The 15,523-nt window shown below is 69.6% G+C and carries 17 protein-coding genes, 1 tRNA gene and 1 pseudogene; 15 read left to right on the forward strand and 4 right to left on the reverse strand.

Annotation, left to right across the window (positions count from 1 at the left end; all coding sequences use genetic code 11):
* Positions 1 to 75 precede the first annotated feature (75 nt).
* Genes BK819_RS07465 through BK819_RS07485 form a run of 5 tightly spaced genes read left to right on the forward strand, consistent with a single transcriptional unit; the run spans position 76 to position 4,956 of the window.
* On the forward strand, positions 76 to 1,260 hold the full coding sequence (locus BK819_RS07465) for a ferrochelatase (RefSeq protein ID WP_071328565.1): 1,185 nt from the start codon (positions 76 to 78) through the stop codon (positions 1,258 to 1,260).
* 33 nt (positions 1,261 to 1,293) lie between these two features.
* Positions 1,294 to 1,779 (forward strand): ribose-5-phosphate isomerase, encoded by a 486-nt coding sequence (locus BK819_RS07470; protein WP_071328761.1) that lies wholly within the window; start codon positions 1,294 to 1,296, stop codon positions 1,777 to 1,779.
* A gap of 1 nt (position 1,780) precedes the next feature.
* Positions 1,781 to 2,779 (forward strand): Fpg/Nei family DNA glycosylase, encoded by a 999-nt coding sequence (locus tag BK819_RS07475; protein ID WP_071328566.1) that lies wholly within the window; start codon positions 1,781 to 1,783, stop codon positions 2,777 to 2,779.
* A gap of 42 nt (positions 2,780 to 2,821) precedes the next feature.
* A complete protein-coding gene (locus BK819_RS07480; RefSeq protein WP_071328567.1) occupies positions 2,822 to 3,463 on the forward strand; it encodes an FMN-binding negative transcriptional regulator in 642 nt (213 codons plus the stop codon).
* Positions 3,460 to 4,956 (forward strand): amidohydrolase, encoded by a 1,497-nt coding sequence (locus BK819_RS07485; RefSeq protein ID WP_071328568.1) that lies wholly within the window; start codon positions 3,460 to 3,462, stop codon positions 4,954 to 4,956. The genes BK819_RS07480 and BK819_RS07485 overlap by 4 nt, the downstream gene beginning before the upstream one ends.
* Before the next feature lie 63 nt (positions 4,957 to 5,019).
* Here BK819_RS07485 and BK819_RS07490 read toward each other — a convergent pair whose 3' ends face one another.
* Complete coding sequence (locus BK819_RS07490; protein ID WP_071328569.1) at positions 5,020 to 5,505, reverse strand: Dps family protein; 486 nt, start codon at positions 5,503 to 5,505, stop codon at positions 5,020 to 5,022.
* A gap of 130 nt (positions 5,506 to 5,635) precedes the next feature.
* On the opposite strand from BK819_RS07490, the gene BK819_RS07495 reads away from it, so the two are divergent.
* The 8 genes and pseudogenes from BK819_RS07495 (at position 5,636) to BK819_RS07525 (ending at position 11,282) form a co-directional block, all read left to right on the forward strand.
* Positions 5,636 to 6,172 carry a gamma carbonic anhydrase family protein gene (locus BK819_RS07495; RefSeq protein WP_071328570.1) on the forward strand — a complete coding sequence of 179 codons (537 nt, stop codon included), beginning with the start codon at positions 5,636 to 5,638 and terminating at the stop codon, positions 6,170 to 6,172.
* 29 nt (positions 6,173 to 6,201) lie between these two features.
* Positions 6,202 to 6,275, forward strand: a tRNA-Ile gene (locus tag BK819_RS07500).
* A 94-nt stretch (positions 6,276 to 6,369) separates the two neighbouring features.
* A complete protein-coding gene (locus tag BK819_RS07505) occupies positions 6,370 to 6,882 on the forward strand; it encodes a hypothetical protein (RefSeq protein ID WP_071328571.1) in 513 nt (170 codons plus the stop codon).
* A gap of 306 nt (positions 6,883 to 7,188) precedes the next feature.
* Positions 7,189 to 8,955 (forward strand): DUF5979 domain-containing protein, encoded by a 1,767-nt coding sequence (locus BK819_RS07510; protein WP_071328572.1) that lies wholly within the window; start codon positions 7,189 to 7,191, stop codon positions 8,953 to 8,955.
* Positions 8,956 to 9,102: 147 nt separating this feature from the next.
* Positions 9,103 to 9,609 (forward strand): hypothetical protein, encoded by a 507-nt coding sequence (locus BK819_RS07515; RefSeq protein WP_071328573.1) that lies wholly within the window; start codon positions 9,103 to 9,105, stop codon positions 9,607 to 9,609.
* A gap of 89 nt (positions 9,610 to 9,698) precedes the next feature.
* Positions 9,699 to 10,076 (forward strand): annotated as a pseudogene (locus tag BK819_RS17100) (globin domain-containing protein); the annotation flags it as partial.
* 144 nt (positions 10,077 to 10,220) lie between these two features.
* Positions 10,221 to 10,913 carry an FAD-binding oxidoreductase gene (locus tag BK819_RS17105; RefSeq protein WP_371259837.1) on the forward strand — a complete coding sequence of 231 codons (693 nt, stop codon included), beginning with the start codon at positions 10,221 to 10,223 and terminating at the stop codon, positions 10,911 to 10,913.
* Between the two features lie 108 nt (positions 10,914 to 11,021).
* A complete protein-coding gene (locus tag BK819_RS07525; RefSeq protein WP_071328575.1) occupies positions 11,022 to 11,282 on the forward strand; it encodes a DUF6458 family protein in 261 nt (86 codons plus the stop codon).
* Positions 11,283 to 11,335: 53 nt separating this feature from the next.
* Here the strand turns inward: BK819_RS07525 and BK819_RS07530 are convergent, their stop codons facing one another.
* Together BK819_RS07530 and BK819_RS07535 are read right to left on the reverse strand one after the other, a co-directional pair.
* Positions 11,336 to 11,653 (reverse strand): hypothetical protein, encoded by a 318-nt coding sequence (locus BK819_RS07530; RefSeq protein WP_060921991.1) that lies wholly within the window; start codon positions 11,651 to 11,653, stop codon positions 11,336 to 11,338.
* 185 nt (positions 11,654 to 11,838) lie between these two features.
* Positions 11,839 to 12,753 (reverse strand): helix-turn-helix transcriptional regulator, encoded by a 915-nt coding sequence (locus BK819_RS07535; protein WP_071328762.1) that lies wholly within the window; start codon positions 12,751 to 12,753, stop codon positions 11,839 to 11,841.
* Positions 12,754 to 12,891: 138 nt separating this feature from the next.
* On the opposite strand from BK819_RS07535, the gene BK819_RS07540 reads away from it, so the two are divergent.
* Positions 12,892 to 13,791 carry an alpha/beta fold hydrolase gene (locus BK819_RS07540; protein ID WP_071328576.1) on the forward strand — a complete coding sequence of 300 codons (900 nt, stop codon included), beginning with the start codon at positions 12,892 to 12,894 and terminating at the stop codon, positions 13,789 to 13,791.
* Here the strand turns inward: BK819_RS07540 and BK819_RS07545 are convergent.
* Complete coding sequence (locus BK819_RS07545) at positions 13,763 to 14,236, reverse strand: Lrp/AsnC family transcriptional regulator (RefSeq protein ID WP_071328577.1); 474 nt, start codon at positions 14,234 to 14,236, stop codon at positions 13,763 to 13,765. The two genes, BK819_RS07540 and BK819_RS07545, sit on opposite strands and share 29 nt — an antisense overlap.
* Positions 14,237 to 14,407: 171 nt before the next feature.
* Between BK819_RS07545 and pdhA the strand changes: the two genes are divergently transcribed.
* Complete coding sequence (gene pdhA / locus BK819_RS07550) at positions 14,408 to 15,523, forward strand: pyruvate dehydrogenase (acetyl-transferring) E1 component subunit alpha (RefSeq protein ID WP_071328763.1); 1,116 nt, start codon at positions 14,408 to 14,410, stop codon at positions 15,521 to 15,523.

Below are 15,523 nucleotides of genomic sequence, written 5' to 3' on the forward strand. Positions count from 1 at the left end.
CGTCGATCCTCACGAACCGGGGATAGTCACGGTCGTGCGGACGCTCGTCGTCCGCGGAGGTGGGAAGATGGAGGGGTGACCGCGATCGAGCCGAATGTCGTTCCCTTTGCCTCGCCCGCCGCTGCCGGCGGCGACCCCTATGTGACCACGCCCGTCGCCTACGACGCCATCCTCTTGGCGAGCTTCGGCGGCCCGGAGGGCCAGGAGGACGTGATCCCCTTCCTCCGGAACGTGACGCGCGGTCGCGGCATCCCGGACGAGCGGCTGGAGGAGGTCGCGCACCACTACCGTCACTTCGGCGGCGTGAGCCCGATCAACGGCCAGAACCGCGTGCTCAAGGAGGCGCTGGAGAAGGCGCTCGCGGCCCGGGGGATCGACCTCCCGGTGTACTGGGGCAACCGCAACTGGGGTCCGTACCTCGAGGACGTGCTGCCCGAGGCATCCGCCAACGGTCACACCACCCTCCTCGCGTTCGCCACGAGCGCGTACAGCTCGTTCTCGAGCTGCCGCCAGTACCGCGAGGACTTCGCCCGCGTACTGACCGACACCGGCCTCGGCGAGACGGTGACCATCGACAAGATCCGCCCCTTCTACGACCACCCCGGCTTCGTCGAGGCCTTCGAGGCGGGCGTGCGGGAGTCGGTGCAGGGTTACCTCGACCAGGGTTTCGCGCCGACCGAGATCCAGGTCCTCTTCTCCACGCACAGCATCCCGACCGCCGACGCCGAGCGCTCCGGCGCCCGCGACATCGACTGGGGCGAGGGCGGGGCCTACGCCGCGCAGCACCTCGCCGTGTCGGAGTGGACGATGGAGCAGGTGCGGGCGGCCGTCCCGGGAGCCGCCGGCGTGCCCTGGGAGCTCGTCTACCAGTCCCGTTCGGGCCCCGCGTCGCAGCCCTGGCTGGAGCCCGACGTCTGCGACGTGATCGCGGAGCTCCCGGCGCGCGGTCGCAAGGCGGTCATCGTGGTCCCCGTCGGCTTCATGAGCGACCATATGGAGGTCCTCTGGGATCTCGACACCGAGGCCGCCGAGGCCGCGGAGGAGGCGGGCCTCGCCTTCGTCCGCACGCCGACGCCCGGTGTCCGCGAGGCTTTCGTGGAGGGCATCGTCGACCTCATCGAGGAGCGCCTGCAGGGTCGCCCGAACGCGGAACGTCCGCACGTCACCGATCTGCCCGGCGCGTTCGACGTCTGCCGTCCCGGGTGCTGCGAGAACGTGCGCGCGGGGTTCAAGCCCGCGGCAGCCGGCATCGCCCCCTGAATCGCGGACAGAGCGGATCCTAGGATGGAGACCATGCGCATCCACATCGCCACCGATCACGCCGGACTCGAGTTCTCGACGCGGCTGCAGGAGCACCTCCGCACCGCAGGGCACGAGGTGATCGACCACGGTCCGGTGGAGTACGACGCGCTCGACGACTACCCGGCCTTCTGCATCCGGGCGGCGCAGGCCGTCGTCGTCGATCAGGCGACCGGGGTGCCGGCGCTCGGCGTCGTCTTCGGCGGCTCGGGCAACGGCGAGCAGATCGCGGCGAACAAGGTCGCCGGGGTCCGCGCGGCTCTCGTCTGGAACCTCTCGACGGCTGAGCTCGCGCGGGAGCACAACGATGCGAACGTCATCTCCATCGGCGCGCGTCAGCACACCTACGACGAGGTGACGGCATTCATCGACCGGTTCATCGCCACGCCGTTCTCCGGCGACGAGCGGCACGTCCGGCGCATCGGACAGATCGCCGATTTCGAGCGCGACGGCTCGCTCCTCCCGGACCCCCGGGCCTGACATGCCCGAGGGACATTCCGTCCACCGCATCGCGCGGCAGTTCGATCGCAACTTCGTCGGCAAGACGATGAGCGCCTCCAGCCCGCAGGGACGATTCGCCGAGGGCGCTGCCGTGCTCGACGGACGCCAGGCCGTGAGCGTGCAGGCCGTGGGCAAGCAGATGTTCCTCGAAGCGGAGGGCGACCTCTGGCTGCGCGTGCACCTCGGACTCTACGGTGCCTGGGACTTCGCGGGGGAGATCCTCGTCGACCCCACCATCGCGTCGGCCAACGGCCGGATGGGCCAGACCAATCAGCGCGGCACCGCTCTCGACGAGGCGATCCTCGACGACGCGGGGGAGAACTCCCTCGCCTCGATCGGGGCGCCGCGGCGCGCCAGGGTCCACGTGCGGATGTCCGAGCAGACCAAGGGGCTGACCGACGAGGTCGACGAATGGCCGCCGCCCGTGGTGGGTCAGGTGCGGCTGCGCCTCATGACCGACATCACGGTTGCCGACCTGCGCGGTCCCACCGCCTGCGTGTTGCAGACTCCCGAGGAGATGCTGGCGACGGTGGCCAAGCTCGGTCCCGATCCGCTCGTCGGCGATCCGGCGGAGAACGAAGAGCGGTTCGTCCGCGCCGTGCGGAAAAAGCCGACCCCGATCGCGCTGTTGCTGATGGACCAGGCGGTCGTCAGCGGCATCGGCAACGTGTACCGCGCCGAGATGCTCTACCGGCAGCGGCTGAACCCGCACACGCCCGGCCGCGACGTCCCGGAGGATGTCGTCAGGGCGCTCTGGCATGACTGGGTGCGATTGCTGGCCATCGGCGTGGAGACGGGTCAGATGATGACCATGGACGGGCTGTCTCCCGAGCAGTACCGCGCAGCGATGGCGAGCCGCGACGATCGTCACTGGGTCTACCACCGGGCCGGCCTGCCGTGCCGGGTCTGCAGGACAGAGATCGCGCTGGAGGAGATCGGCGCCCGCAAGCTGTACTGGTGCCCGCGCTGTCAGGCCTGAGGGCGGGATCCCCGGGGCTCCCGCCGCTCTAGGCTGGGATCCATGCGACAGAATCCGAGCTTCACGCTCGCCGATGTGGCCGAGATCCGCCGCGTCATCGACGCCAACCCGTGGGCGACGGTGGTGAGTGCGCCTGAGGACGGTCTGGTCGCCTCGCACTATGCCGTCCTCCTCGACGACGACCGCGATGATCTGACGGTCGTGGGGCACGTGGGCCGCCCGGACGACGCCATCCACGGCCTGGGGGAGCGGGAGATCCTGCTCGCCTTCCAGGGGCCGCACGGGTACGTCTCCCCGGGCTGGTACGGCGACGTTCCCGCGGTCCCGACCTGGAACTACACCGCGGTGCACCTGTCGGGCGTTCCCGAGATCCTCAGCACCGCGGAGAACCTCCGTGTGCTCGATGCCCTGGTCGCGCGGTTCGAGTCGCGGCTGCCCGACCCGCGCCTGATGTGGGAGCGTCCGAACGACGCGGCCTTCATCGAGAGACTCGAATCCGGAACGGTCGGCTTCCGCCTCACCCCGACGAAGGTCGTCGCCAAGCGGAGGCTGAGCCAGAACAAGCCCGCGGAGACCATCGAGGCGGTGATCGCGGCGCTGCGCGCCGAAGGGCCGTATGCGAACGCCGCCCTCGCCGCGGAGATGCGTCGTGCACAGGACGCACGGACGGGCGGAAGGGCGTGAGCGCCCTGGGAGTCGAGGTCGGAACGGTCCGTGCCGTCCGCCCCGTCGGTCCGGGGCGCGAGTTCCTGCTGGATGATGAGCCGGTCGACCTCCACCTCGCCGACGGACGCATCGTCGACATCGCGCCGACCGGGGCCCTGCCGGCGCGGGGCGAGGTCATCGAGGCCGACGGTGCCTGGGCGGTGCCCGGGCTCTGGGACAACCATGTGCACACTGTGCAGTGGGCCCTCGCCGCGGAGCGCGTGCCGCTCGGCGCGGCGGACTCGGCCGTCGGGGCCGCGAGGTTGATGCGCGACGCGCCCGTGCTGCCGGACGGCCGACGGATCGGCACGGGGTTCCGGGACGCGCTGTGGCCGGATCGGCCATCCGTGGCCGCGCTCGATGCCGAGACCGGCGTCGTGCCCACCTACCTGATCAATGCGGACGTGCACAGCGTCTGGCTGAACTCGGCGGCCCTGGCGCGCGAAGGCTTCCGCGGAGACGACGGTCTGCTCCGCGAGGAGGACGCGTTCGAGATCTCCCGGCGGCTCAATGCCGTCGATCCTGCCCACAGCGATGAGGCGGTCATCCGCGCGGGGGCGGCTGCCGCGGCACGGGGCGTGACCGGTCTGGTCGACTTCGACATGGCGTGGAACGCCGATGCCTGGCCGCGACGGATCCTCGCGGGCTTCGCCGCGCACCGTGTCGAGTTCGCGTTCTATCCGGTGGATCTCGATCGGGCCATCGCCGCGGGCCTCCGCACGGGGGAGCACCTCGCGGTATCGGATCCGACCGGGCTGGTCGGATCCCTCGTGCGGGTCGGGTCGCTCAAGGTCATCAGCGACGGCTCGCTCGGCACCCGTACCGCGGCGTGCTCACACTCCTACCCTGGCGACCCCGCGAACTACGGGGTGCTGACGGTGCCTCCGGAGGAGCTCACGGCGCTGCTGATCACGGCGGCGGGTGCGGGGATCGAGGTCGCCGTGCACGCGATCGGCGATCGCGCCGTGACGGCGGCCCTCGACGCGTTCGGCGCTTCCGGTTCCACGGGGTCGATGGAGCATGCGCAACTGGTGCGGCACGCCGACCTCGCCCGATTCGCCCGGCTCGGGGTACGCGCGAGCGTCCAGCCCCAGCATGCGGTGGACGACCGCGACCTCGTCGAGCACCACTGGGCGGAGCAGACCGCGATCGGCTACCCCCTCGCCTCGCTGCTGTCGGCGGGGGCGGAGGTGCGCTTCGGCTCCGATGCGCCGGTCGCCCCGCTCGACCCCTGGCACGCGATCTCCGCGGCGGTCTGGCGCACCGACGACGACCGGGCCGCCTGGCATCCCGAGGAGCGGCTGACGCTGGATCAGGCCCTCGACGCGAGTGTCCGCACGTCGCTCCGTCCCGGTCAGAGCGCGGACATCGTGATCCTCGGGAGTGATCCTCGCACTGCTGACGCGCCGGGGCTCCGGACGATGCCGGTCGCCACGACGCTGCTCGGCGGTCGCCTCACGCACGTCGCCTGAGGCGGCGCGCACACGACGAAGGGCGGCCCCGGACCGGAGCCGCCCTTCGTCGTGAACGTGGTGTCAGGCCGCGATGTGCGACACGAGGAACCAGCGGTCCTTCTCCAGCCCGCGCTGGATTTCGATCGCCACGTCCTGGCTCGTGAGGTCGACGTCGTCGAGGCCTTCCACGGCCGCCTTCACATCGACGAGGATCGCGTCGATGTCGGCGATCACGGCACGGATCAGCTCGTCCGACTGCGCGAAACCGGCGGGAACGCCGGTGGCGCCGGCCTTCTCGGCGACGGCGTTCACGCGCGCGTCGATCGGCAGGCCCAGAGCGACGATGCGCTCGGCCGCGGTGTCGGCGAAGTCACCCGCGTGGGCGACGATCGTGTCGAGCAGCTCGTGCACGCCGACGAAGTTGGCGCCGCGGACGTGCCAGTGCGCCTGCTTGCCGTTGACGGTCAGCGCCTGGAGGCCGAGGACGACGGGGGAGAGGAACTGCGCCGCACCGGCGGCCACAGTCGGGTCGATGGCGGTGGTGGAAACGGTCTGGGCCTTGCTCATCTTCTTGCTCCTCCGAATGAAGTTCTCTGTCTGACGAGTACAACGTTACTCAGGCTCAGGCATTCCGCAAGGAAGCTGAGGCTCCACTCACTTCCGCGTGATTCCGGGGGAGTGAGGGTAGTCTCGCCTCATGAGCATCGCTGCCGGAGCCTCCGTCCTCGCCCTCCCGGATCGCACCCCCGAGCTCGACGACACAGCCTTCGTCGCGGATGGCGCCCGCATCGTCGGCGCGGTGTCGCTCGGAGCCGGCGCCAGCGTCTGGTACAACGCGGTGCTTCGCGGAGACTCCTCGCCGATCGTCATCGGTGCTGGCAGCAACGTGCAGGACAACGTGTCGATCCACGTCGACGCCGGGCATCCCGTCCTCGTCGGGTCACGGGTGTCGATCGGGCACAACGCTGTCGTGCACGGCTGCACGATCGGTGACGGCTCTCTCATCGGGATGGGGGCCGTCGTCCTCAGCGGCGCCGTGATCGGAGAAGGCTGCCTGATCGCCGGCGGTGCGGTCGTGCTCGGTGGGACCGAGGTGCCGCCGGGGTCCCTGGTGGCAGGCGTTCCTGCGAAGGTGCGCAGGTCGCTCTCGGACGACGAACGCGCCTCACTACTGGCGAATGCCGCGATCTACCTGGAGCATGCGGCCACGCACACGCAGGCGAGCGAGGCGTGAGCCCTCGCCCCGCTAGGCTGGGGCGGTACGGGGCGGTGGCCAAGCTGGTTAAGGCAGTGGGCTCATAACCCAACGATCGTCGGTTCAAGTCCGACCCGCCCTACTACCCGTCGCGTCTGTCGTAATCGTCGCGGCGCTCTCCTGTCTCTCCTCTGGAGGTCTCGACGCCCGTCAGCCTCCGGATCGGAGCAAGAGCCATGACGACCACGAGTGGGCCGAACGCGGAGACGCGTCGTCGGATCGAGGACGTGGGGCAGCTCGCGGTGCGTCTCGCGGTCGCGGCGAGTTTCGCCCTCGCCGTCGCCGATCGGTTCGGGCTCCTCGGCGGCCCGGGGGCAGATGGTGTGTCGTGGGGATCGTGGACGATCTTCCGTGCGTACACGGCCCAGCTCATCCCGATCCCCGTCGACGTGGTGGTGGACACGGCGGCCGTGTCGGCGACGGCTCTGGAGACCGCCCTCGCTCTGTTGCTGGCCGTCGGGCTGTGGACCCGGATCGCGGCGGGAGTCGCCGCGCTGCTCACGGTGACGTTCGGCGTGACGATGCTCCTCTTCCTCGGACCGCTTGCACCGTTCCGATACCCGGTCTTCGTCTTCACGTCCGCCGCGATCCTGCTCGCCGGGCTGAAGCGCTACCGGTGGAGCATCGACGCGCTGCGAAAGGAGGTGCCGGGAGCGGGGAGAGACAACGATGCCCCCGGCACCAGGTAGACGGCGAATGCCTCTACAGACGGACGGACGCGTCGGAAGGGGAAGCGATCCGTCACAGGAGAGATGACGAGGTGACCGTTTCATGACGCCGTTTTCCGCAGGATCACGGCATATTGCGTGTGCCGCGAAGAACTCGTTCGGCCGAACCGCGTAACAGAATGCGCCGTTCTGCATCCCTTCCTGGGGACATCACTCGCGCGGAAGAAGCCATCCGCGCGAGTTCATCGATCATCTGGGGAGTCGAAAGTGCCAGTCATTCAGCATGCAATCAGATCGGGCGCGCGGGGAACGCGCCTGACGACGGTCGTGGGTGCTCTGCTCGCGATCTGTCTGGCGGCCCTTGCGGCCGTCATCGCGACGCCGGCTACGGCCCGCGCTGCGGAGGTGGCGGGGATCACCTCGTTGACCATCACCGAACCCACTGACCAGATCAAGGTCTGGGACCGGATCGCGTTCGAAGCGACCTGGGCGGTGCCGGACACGGCGACCGCGGGGGACACGTTCCGCCTCGCGTTTCCGACGAGCCCGAGCCTGACCGGGGTGCGGGATTCCTTCGCCCTGACGGCGCCGGACGGCCAGACCGTCGGAACCTGCGAGGTGTCGACCGGTGAGCTCGTGTGCACGCTCACGGACTACGTCGACAGCCACACCGACGTCAGCGGCACCCTGCACTTCCGTGCCAGGGCAGACGAGGAGACCACGCTGACGGAGATCCCGTTCACGACGGGCGGCGGGACCGTCGTTCCGGTCGACGTTCCCGGCGGGATCGGGCCGGTCCCGGAGTTCCCGGCGCCGACGACCCCGACCAAGTGGGGCGACGTGACGCTCAACGGTCGGAACATCGCGTGGGGTGTGAACATCCCGTCCTCCGCGTTGGCCGGGGAGACTCCGACGCTCACCGACACGTTCACGGCTGGCCTCGTGCTCGATCCCGCGTCCGTCACCGTGGCGTACGTACTCGCGAAGGACTGGGCGGGAGGCAAGTACACCGTGTCCACGGCGCTGCAGTCGGGCAGCGATTTCACCGTCACGGAGGTCAGCTCCGAGTCGTTCACGGTGACGGTGGACGCGCCGATCGTCGCCGACGCGATCTACGTGCTCCGTTACAAGACGGCTCTGCCCGCCGACGTCCGTCCCGGTGATGCGTTCCACAACACCGTGGCCGGCTCCCGGTGGGTCACCGAGAGCACACCGGTCATCTACTCCCAGGGCGGGGGAGATGGCGAAGGGGTGCTCCCGGTCGGCGGGTTCACCGTGACCAAGGAGGTCAAGGGTTCCGGCGCGGCTCTGGTCCCCGACGGTCGCGAGTTCCGGGTGGCCTACTCGTATCAGCGCGCAGGACAGACGGTGGAGGGCGAGCTCGCCTTGCGGTCTGGGGAGACCGATGGTCTGAAGGATCTGCCGGCGGGAACGGTCGTCACCTTGTCGGAGATCACACCGGAGGACGTCGACGGCGTGAGCTGGCAGGCGCCGGTCTTCTCCGGCGCGGGCGTGGCGATCACCGATGGCGGTGCCACCGTCACGATCGCACGGGGCACGACGGTCGCGGTGACGCTCACCAACCCGACGACGGTCACGCCGCCGCCGGTCGGGGGCTTCACGGTGACCAAGAAGGTCACGGGTCCGGGGACGTCCCTGGTTCCTGCGGACCAGACGTTCACCGTGGAGTACTCGTACGAGCTCGCGGAGCAGACCGTCACCGGTGAACTCACGCTCCGCGCCGGGAAGAGCGAGGGACTCGCGGATCTGCCGGCGGGAACAGTCGTCACGCTCCGCGAGAAGGCGCCAAGCGCCGTGGAGGACGTCACGTGGAAGAGCCCGCGCTTCAGCGGCGAAGGAGTCGACGTCCGCGACGGCGGCGCGACGCTCACGGTCGCCGAAGACGCGACGGTCGCGGTGGTCCTCACCAATGGGACCGCCGTCACTCCTCCCTCCCCTCCGGGTGGCGCTCTCGCCCTCACTGGATCCGAGGGACCCGCCGGCCCGCTCGCCCTGGGAGCGCTGCTGCTGCTTGTGGGACTGACAGCGCTCGGCGTTCGCCATCGGATGGCAGGTTCGCGCGCCGGTGATTGAGAGCTAGGAGAGGCCAGGCAGATCGATCACGCGACGATTTCTTCGTCGTCGCGTGATCGATCGTGCCATTCGGCGTCTCATGGTCATCGAGGAGTCTCCCTCGATGACCACGCCGACGCCGCAGCGCGTCGGAGAAAGGCATCTCTCATGAACAAGACGCTCATTGCCCGTGCCTCTGCCGCCTTCGGCGTCGCGGCCGCTCTCTCGCTCGGTGGAGCGGCGCTCGCTCCCGCCGCCCACGCGGAGGCGACCCCTGCGGACCCGGCCGTGTCGAAGCCGTTGAGCACGGGCGTGCTCGCGCAGCGCGTCGGGCCCGCCTGTCTCTTCTTCCAGTACACGTTCAACATGAGTCCGACCGATCCCCAGGTGGGGGACACCGTGACGTACACCATGCAGTTCCTCAACAACGGCGAGGTGGACTCCACGAAGAGCGCGCTCGCGTTCCGCCTGGACGGACTCCTCGACGACTCGACCTGGGCGGCGTCGACGCTGGAAGCGACCTCGGGCCGCCCTTCCGCGGCGGAGAACACCGTCACGTGGAACGGGCCGCTCGACGCCGGAGACGATGTCGAGCTGCGCTTCACCGGCGTGTGGACCGGCGAAGGCGATGGGCTCGCGTTCCCGCGGGTCGAGTCCTACGGCTACGCGAGGTGAGCGCGGGTCGGAGTCCTGTTTTCCACGGTATCCGCGGCGACGTGGCGCGCTCGTCGTCGAGAGGCTGAACAGACACCGACCGAAAGGCAGCCATGCAGCTCTCCACGGATTCCGAAGCGATCGTCCGCGCCACCGCCGACGTCGTCGCCACCCACGCCGACGAGATCACGACCTTGTTCTATCGGCGGATGTTCGAGGCGCATCCGGAACTGCTGAACGTCTTCAATCGCGCGCATCAGGCTCAGGGGGATCAGCCGAAGGCGCTGGCGGCGTCCGTCGTGGCGTTCGCCGTCCACCTCATCGATCCGGACGCGCCGGACTTCTCCCCGGTGATGCGACGTATCGCCCACCGCCACGTCTCGCTGGGGGTGTCGGCCCGGCAGTACACGATAGTGGGCCGCTACCTCCTGGCTGCTGTCGACGAGGTCCTCGGCGAGGCGGTCACCCCGGCTGTGCGCGCAGCCTGGGATGAGGTGTACTGGCTCTTCGGATGCTCGCTCATCGCGGAGGAGGCCCGCCTCTACGCGGAGGCGGGCACGGATACGGACCACCCGTGGCGGCCGCACCGCGTCGTGGAACGCGTGGAGGAGGCCCGCGACGCGATCTCCCTCGTGCTGGAGCCGGTCGACGGTCACATACTGCCCCATCGCACCGGGCAGTATGTGGCCGTGGCCGTCGACCTCCCGGACGGCACCCGCCAGCCCCGCCAGTACACGATCTCTTCCGCGAGCGGCAGTGCGGCGCTGCGCGTCACAGTGAAGCGCGTGCGTGGCTCGGACGGCGCACCGGACGGTCAGGTCTCCACCTGGCTACATGAGAACGCCCACGTGGGGACGGTGCTCGACGTCTCCCAGCCCGCCGGGGATCTGCTCCTCGACGATTCTGATGACGCGCTGGTCCTGATCTCGGCCGGAATCGGCATCACGCCGGTCGCAGCGATCGTGGACGATCTCGCGCAGCGGCGTCCCGATCGGCCGGTGCACCTGTTCCACGTGGACCGGGAGCCGGAGACCCACGCTCTCGTCGCCGACGTGCGCGACCGTGCGCAGCGATTGAACGACGTGCGCGCGCTGACCTGGTACTCGGCGAGCGAAGCGGAGGGCTCGGCGGTGCGCTCCGGCCGGATGGACCTGGCCGACGTCGAACTCCCGCAGACGGCGCGGGTGTTCCTGTGCGGGCCGCTGCCGTTCATGCAGGCGATTCGAGGTGCCCTCGTGGCACGAGGCATCGCGCCGGAGCGCATCGAGTACGAGGTCTTCGGTCCGGATCGCTGGGCTCGTCAGCCGAAGTCCGGCGCTGCGTGAGCCTGCGTCGAAAGCTCTGAGTGCGGCCGTGTCAAGCCCCTCCTCGAGCCCGCGGGGAACTGGCATGCTCCCCGAGAGCGGCACCGCGCCGCGGGAACGGGAGAGACTATGAGCATCGGCAGCGGAATCGCGCTCTTCGTCATCGGAGCGATCCTCGTGTTCGCGATCAACGTCGACGTGCCGTGGGTCGACCTGGACATGGTCGGCTACATCCTCATGGGGGCCGGCGTGATCATCTTCCTCATCGGCATCGTGCTGCTCGCCCGTCGGCGCCGCACGGAGACGGTGTCGCGGACGTACGTCGACCCGGCGACCGGGGAGCCCACGACCCGGCGGTCCGTCAGCTCGAGCTCCGACGAAGGGCTCTGAACGGACGCAGACGGAAAGGAGAAGGGCCGCGGGAGAACCCGCGGCCCTTCTCGTCAGACGACGTCCGCGCCTTCGAGATGTTCCTCGACGAGGGTGATACCCCCGCTCGAGTTCGCGGAATGCGCGAGCTCCTCGATCCAGCGACGGCTCAGCTCGGGCGTCTCGGCCTCGTCGAAGACGAACCGGAGCGGGATCGACGGGTGCAGCCACAGGGTGGAACGGCCGGGAGCGTCGCCCTCCGGATGGCGCCAGGAGAGCGTGAAGCTCTCGTTCCGCCGCAGCTTCGTGGCGATGACGACCTTGAGGTGCGCGAGCGCGCGGTCTTCGATCTGGATCGGCGTCTGGGTGTCGCCGTAGTACAGGCTGCCCATCGTCAGCCGACCTTCGCGGCGGGGGCTGCGGGAATGTTCATGGCGCTCCTTGGGAACGTGGGGGGAAGACGGCAGACCGCTCCCGGGGATACTTGGACTCTAGCCAATTTGCGCACGACATCGTGCGCATCAGGACGACGCGCCGTCCGGTGCGAACAGAGTATGCGCGCGGTGTCAGTCGGTCGTCACAGGGCGGTCAACACGGGCGGATTCCCGTACGCCTCGCGATACGCCACGGCGAAGCGGGAGACGTTGCTGAAACCCCACCGGCGCGCGACCGCGGACACCGACGCGCCCTTGCCGTGTCGCAGATCGCGGTGTGCGCCGTCGAGTCGGGCACGCCGCAGGGCCTCGTTCGGTGTCATGTCGAGCGCGCGGCGGAACGCGTATTGCAGGCCTCGGGTGGAGATGAAGGCCGCCGCCGCGATATCGTCCACCGTGATGGGCAGGTGCGCATTGTCCTCGATGAAGGCGAGAGCACGGCGCACCGAGGCCGGCGCCGCGGAGCGTTGGGCCGGACGGTGCAGCGACTCGCTGAACGTGGTGGGGAACGCCGACATGGTCAGCAGCAGGGCGTGGCGCTCGAGCTCGGCGGCGATGAGGGGGTCGGCGCCGTCCGGTCCGAACGAGCCGTCGATGTAGGAGAACATCCGCTCCCACCGTGCCCCGTCCTCCCGCGTGTGCGGAGCGAGCCCGGTGGCACGGAGCTCGAGGCGGTCGTCGCCAGTGATCTGCCTGATCGAGTCGCGGGCCGCCGCGCGATCGAACACGAGAGCACGGACGCGGGCGACCTGGTTCCACTTCGCCTCGACCCGGACGCCGTCCGTGAGCCACGGCTGACCGGCGTCGAGTCCTTGCCGGCCCGACCAGATCCGGGCGTCGGCGGCATCGACGCGACACACCAGCAGCTGATCCTCCGGCTCGGCACGGGAGTGCACCTGGGCCGCGAGTTGATAGCGGACGAGCGACATGGACGACGCCTCCACCGAGCGCCAGTCGAAGCGGAACCGGCGGGGGTCCACGTCCTGGAGGGTCGCCGAGGGCACGAACTGCTGCCAGGTGGACTCCACCTGCTCGATGTCCGTGGATGTGAACTGCACCGACATACTCCTTGCTGCGCCTCGTTCGGGGGTCCGGGGCTTCTTGGACACTAACCCACGCCACTGACAAGACGGTGGGGACGCCCCGGGGGTATCCACCGACCAGGCGGGAACGCCGAGGCCTCGTAGACTCGGACCATGAGTGTGCCTTCCCCCTATGCGGAGCGATTGAGCCGGATTCCGGTGCAGCGCCAGGAGGTGGAGGTGCGCGGCGGAACGACGGCGTACTGGGTCTACGGTCCGGACGACGCTGAGACGACCGTCATCGCGGTTCACGGCTTCCGGGGTGAGCACCACGGACTCGAGTCGGTCATCGCCTTCCTTCCGGAGCTCCGCGTGCTCGCGCCCGATCTGCCCGGATTCGGGGAGTCCGCGCCGCTGCCCGGTCGTCGTCACGACCTGCAGGAGTACGCGGGGTGGTTGACCGACTTCGCCGCAGCCACGGCGCCGGGTGCCGTCATCCTCGGCCATTCCTTCGGCTCCATCGTGAGCGCGGCCGCCGTCGCCGGGGGACTGGAGACGCCGCGGCTGATCCTCGTGAACCCCATCGGCGCGCCGGCGCTCGAGGGTCCGAAGGGGATCATGACCCGGCTCGCCGTGCTGTACTACGCACTCGGCGCCCAGCTCCCGCCGCGGATCGGGACTGCGCTCCTGCGGAATCGGGTGATCGTCCGCGTGATGAGCATGACCATGGCAAAGACGCGGGACCCGGAGCTGCGCCGGTTCATCCACGACCAGCACGACACCTACTTCTCGCGGTTCTCCGATCGTGACGTACTGCACGACGCCTTCGTCGCGAGCGTCTCGCACGACGTCAGGGAGTTCGCCCCGGCAATCGACGTGCCCACACTCCTCATCGCCGCCCAGCGCGACGACATCACCCCGATCGAGGCGGAGCGGAAGCTGGTGACGCTCTTCCCCGACGCGTCTCTTGTCGAGATCGCCCAGGTGGGTCACCTGATCCACTACGAGACCCCGGCCGAAGCGGCCGGGGCGATCCGTCGGTTCCTCAGGATTCCCGTCGCGCGAGGCCGATGAGCCCGGCCACCCGGAACGGGATCACCTCACCCATGGCGAGCGAAGTCTCGGTCCGCTCCACACCTTCGATCGAGAGGATCCGGGCGTCCGTGTCGAACAGATGACGGGCGTCGCGGCACGCGACACGCGCCAGCAGATCGATGGAGCCGCTCAGGCCGTGCGCCTGGACGACCTCCGGAATGCGCGCCAGCTCGTTGATGATGCGGGGGAGTTCGGTCTGCCGGACGCCGATGCTGACGAACGCCTGCAGCGGGAACCCCAGGACGTCGGGGGAGAAGGCGCGCTCGTAGGAGAGGAAGACGCCGCTCTGCTCCAGCCGGGCCATCCGCGCCTGGATGGTGTTGCGCGACAGGCCCATGCGCTCGGCGAGAGCGACGATCGTCACGCGCGGGTCGTCGGCGAGGGCGGCGAGAAGCTCGAGGTCGATCCGGTCCAGTCCAGGCATAGTGCCAAACCCTAGCAGCACGGCAGTGGAGAAAAATGAGCAACATGCTCAATCAGTATTGAGTTGCTTGAGCGAGGTGCTGACCGGACGTACCCTCAGACCATGCCGGTGATGACGCCGGCTCCATTGTGCGTCGCCCCACGAGGGCAGCCAGGGACGAGGAGGACGATGATGTCGCCGCAGACCACCCCCATCGCAGACACCGCCCAGGATCTGGAGCTCTCGGAGCGGATCCTCGATCCGGACGGGACGCGTGTCTCGAACGCCCGCCTCGACCCGTTCGTCGCCGATGTCGACGCCGCGCAGCTGCGCGCCCTCCATCGCGACATGGTCATCCTCCGCCGCATCGACGCCGAGGGCGTCGCGCTGCAGCGCCAGGGGCAGCTCGGGCTCTGGGCACCCTGCCAGGGCCAGGAGGCCACGCAGATCGGCACCGCCCGGGCCCTCGATCCCCAGGACTACGTCTTCCCGAGCTACCGCGAGACCGGCGTGATCTACGCCCGGGGCGCCGAGCCGGGCGACTACGTGCGCATGTGGCGCGGCGAGGAGGGGGCAGCGTACGATCCTGCAGCCCTACGGGTCGCTCCGCTGCAGATCATCATCGGCGCCCAGACCCTGCACGCGGTCGGCTACGCCCTCGGCATCCGGCACGAGAACGCGCCGGAGGTCGCCGTGACCTACTTCGGGGACGGGGCGACCAGTCAGGGGGACGTGAACGAGGCGATGATCTTCGCCGCGTCGTACCAGGCGCCGGTCGTGTTCGTCTGTCAGAACAACCACTGGGCCATCTCCGAGCCGGTCACGGTGCAGTCGCAGTATCCGATCGCGGGGCGTGCCCCCGGATTCGGGATCCCGAGCCTGCGCGTGGACGGCAACGACGTGCTCGCCTGCCTGGCCGCGATGCGCTGGGCGCTGGAGCACGCGCGCTCCGGAAAGGGGCCGGCGTACATCGAGGCGGTGACGTACCGGATGGGTCCGCACACCACCGCGGACGACCCCACCCGGTACCGGGACGAGGCCGAGCTGGAGTCCTGGCGGCGCCGCGACCCCATCGCACGCCTCGAGGCCTACCTCCGCGCCACCGGCGGCCTCACCGCAGAGCACGTCGCCGAGACGCAGGCGGCAGCGGACGCCGTCGCCAAGGAGATGCGGGCGACCTGCCTCGGCATGGTCACCCGTCCGCCCCTGGCGGTCTTCGACGGCGTCTACGCCGAGCCGCACACGGGGCTGGAGCGGCAGCGCGACGAGTACGCCGCCTATCTCGCGTCGTTCGAGGGCGAGGCGTGA

It is taken from the genome of Microbacterium sp. LCT-H2 (assembly GCF_001866135.1).
GTDB lineage: Bacteria > Actinomycetota > Actinomycetes > Actinomycetales > Microbacteriaceae > Microbacterium.